Genomic DNA, 3080 nt, shown 5'->3' with positions numbered 1-3080 from the left:
GCTACCACTCCCTGGAGAAGGAGCTGGCCGTCGGCGGAGTCCTTCTGGCGTCCGGGGTGATCCTGGGTATGAACGTGATCGCGAGCTGGATGGCGACGGGATGCGGATCTCTCCAGGAGATGCAGAAGTCGGTGATGGCGATGATCCTCACCATCATGGGAATTCAGACCATCTTCTCGGCGATCTTTATAAGTCTGCTATTGCTGAGATCTGAGAACGGGGATAAGAGATGAGGCCCAAAGAACCGAAGAGCCGAGAGCCTCAGGCCTGGTCCTCATGAGGATCGCATACGTTCACGACGTGATCTACCCCTACGTTAAGGGCGGCTCTGAGAAGAGGGTCTGGGAGATATCCCGGAGGCTCGCCGCTAAGGGCCACGAGGTCCACATCTTCGGGATGAAGTACTGGGACGGCGAGGACGCCGTCGAGCGAGAGGGGGTCCATCTGCACGGAGTATGCGATCCTCTGGAGCTCTACGTCGAGGGTAAGAGATCGATCAGGGCAGCGATCCGCTTTTCCTGGAGCCTCCTCTGGTCGCTGAGAGGGGATTTCGACGTCATCGATTCACAGCAGTTCCCCTACCTTCCCTGCTTTTCGGCAAAGCTCTTCTCCACCCTGAAACGGACGCCGCTCATCATAACCTGGCACGAGGTCTGGGGCGACTATTGGGACGAGTACCTGGGATGGATGGCGATCTTCGGAAAGGCCGTAGAGAGGCTGACGGCTCGTCTTCCGGACAGGATTATCCCCGTATCGGAGAGGGTGAGGCTGGACCTCCTCTCCATGGGAGTCGAAAGCGAGAGGATGGTGGTCGTGCCCAACGGGGTGGACCTGGAGAAGATCGACTCCGTCGGGGCCCGCGATCCGGCCTACGACCTGGTCTATGCCGGCAGGCTCTCGGCCCACAAGAGGGTTGACCTCCTCATCGAGGCGGTGGGCCTGCTCAAAGAGGAGATCCCCGAGATCAGGTGCGCGATCATCGGCGACGGCCCCGAGATGGAGGACCTCGGAGGGCTGGTGAGGGGGCTGAAGGTCGAGGATAACGTCGACTTCCTGGGATTTCTGGATACAGACGAAGAGGTGATAGCCGGTGTGAAGTCTTCTCGGATCTTCGTCCTTCCGTCGACGAGGGAGGGGTTTGGGATCTCGCTTCTGGAGGCGAACGCCTGCGGTCTTCCCGTCGTGACGGTCCGCTCCGAGATGAACGCCGCCTCGGATCTGGTGGAGGACGGGCTGAATGGCATGGTCGTCGACCTCAGCCCAGAGGCGGTGGCCGGGGCCATCCTGGATCTGTTGAAGGAGGAGAAGCACATCGGCCTCTCCGAGCCGTCGAGGAAGGTCGCGGAGAGGTACGACTGGTCAGCTGTCACCGACGCGATGGAGAGGGAATATGAGAAGGTGGCCTCTTAGGGAAAGTGGTTATTTGGCCGTTGAATCCGGCCTTCGATTGGGGCTATCGTGCCGGGCGGGGACCGCAGCTCCGAAATGATGAAGCCGTGGTTCAAGCGGTCGTTAAGCAGGGGATAAGATGAAGATACTGCAGACGCCGGTCAGGTTTCCACCCTTCGCAGGCGGGGTGGAGAATTACGTCTACAACCTGAGCAGAGAGCTCGCGAGGCTCGGCCACGAGGTGACCGTCCTATGTGCAGACGAGCCCAAGTCGGAGAGAGAGGAGATCCTGGACGGAGTGAGGGTTCGTCGGCTCCCCTACATCGGCAAGGTGGCGAATACGAACATCACCCCCACCCTGCCGGTCGAGATCCTGAGGGAGGAGTTCGACCTCGTCCACACCCATCTCCCCACCCCCTGGTCGGCCGACTGGAGCGCTCTGGCTGCGGCGGTGAAGGGCAGGCCGATGGTCTTGACCCACCACAGCGATATCGTGGGCCGAGGCCGGATGAGCTATGCGGCGAAAATATATAACAATGTAAACCAAAAAATCGTATTGAATAAATCTTCCAAAATAATAATAACCAATCCAAAAGTGATCGAATCTTCGCCATATTTGAAGCATTACTCCCATAAGATAGAGATAATACCGGTGGGAGTGGACATCAAGAGGTTCAGACCCATCGACCTTCCTGAGAAAGAACATCCGGTGGGAAAGAAGGTTCTCTTCATAAGTGTGCTTGACAGATTTCACAGGTTCAAAGGTCTGGACAGGCTGCTCATGGCGATGGTGGACGTGGTCAAAGAGGTGCCGGAGGCGAAGCTGGTCGTGGGGGGCGGGGGAGAGCTTTTGGACCGCTATGAGAATATGGCCTCTTCCCTGGGCCTCAAAGATCGGGTCGAATTTCTCGGCCGCGTCCCCGAGGACGATATCGTCGAACTCTACAACAGCTGCGATCTATTCGTGCTGCCATCCATATCTGCGAGCCAAGAGACCTTCGGAATGGTTCTGTTGGAGGCGATGGCCTGCGCAAGGCCTGTGGTGAGCACCGAGATCGTCGGCGTCGCAGAGATGGTGAAGCGGTACGGCGCGGGTCTGATAGTCGAGAGCGGAGACGAGAAGGCTCTGGCGGAAGCCATAACAAAATTGTTGAAGAACGAGGCACTCAGGCTCAGAATGGGATATGTCGGAAGGAAGATTGCAGAGAGAAGTTACAGCTGGAACCGCGTGGCTTTGAAGACGCAGGCCCTCTACGAGGGCCTGATCAAAGGAGGTTGATTTTGGAAGTCGGCTCTTTTGATCCCGGCGAGGGGTGGCAGGAGCAAGAGACCTGGAGAGGAAGAGCGATGCGGATTGGTTTGGGCATTCTGGTCAGAGACCAGCAGAGGTGCTGGCCCCGGATCCAACGGCTCTTCGACCGAAAGGTTTGAGGATGAGTTGAGCCCCCAACCTAAAAGGGCAACGGCTTGACGTCGGCTCAAATTCAGATGATAGAGGCAGGACGGAAAAATTTATGAATTTCGACAAAGGGCGAAAGGGGACAGAGCCGGAGGATGAGGTGGCTAAAGACCTGATGGCAGTATGTCGTTTGGAAGGCGATTTAGATGCCCTTCAAGTTTAAAAGGCTTGCAATTTCCGATGCCCTCTTGATAAAGCCGAAGGTCTTCGAGGACGATAGAGGCTTCTTTCT

The 3080-nt window shown here is 57.3% G+C and carries 2 protein-coding genes and 1 pseudogene; all 3 read left to right on the top strand.

Annotated features, from left to right (window positions below; all coding sequences use genetic code 11):
* Nucleotides 1–233 (top strand): annotated as a pseudogene (locus ACP5EL_RS09995) (glycosyltransferase family 2 protein); the annotation flags it as partial.
* A 43-nt stretch (nucleotides 234–276) separates the two neighbouring features.
* Nucleotides 277–1410 (top strand): glycosyltransferase family 4 protein, encoded by a 1134-nt coding sequence (locus ACP5EL_RS09990; protein WP_428402365.1) that lies wholly within the window; start codon nucleotides 277–279, stop codon nucleotides 1408–1410.
* A gap of 118 nt (nucleotides 1411–1528) precedes the next feature.
* Nucleotides 1529–2668, top strand: coding sequence for a glycosyltransferase family 4 protein (locus ACP5EL_RS09985; RefSeq protein ID WP_428402364.1), 1140 nt, complete (start codon nucleotides 1529–1531; stop codon nucleotides 2666–2668).
* The last annotated feature ends 412 nt before the right edge of the window (nucleotides 2669–3080 follow it).

Source organism: Methanocrinis sp., from assembly GCF_049974945.1.
Classification (GTDB): Archaea; Halobacteriota; Methanosarcinia; order Methanotrichales; family Methanotrichaceae; genus Methanocrinis.
This window is presented reverse-complemented; position numbering and strand designations above follow the sequence as displayed.

Excerpts from the sequence above, each read along its gene's own strand:
- ACP5EL_RS09990 (WP_428402365.1), top strand. The coding sequence starts at position 277 with ATGAGGATCGCATACGTTCACGACGTGATCTACCCCTACGTTAAGGGC.
- ACP5EL_RS09985 (WP_428402364.1), top strand. The coding sequence starts at position 1,529 with ATGAAGATACTGCAGACGCCGGTCAGGTTTCCACCCTTCGCAGGCGGG.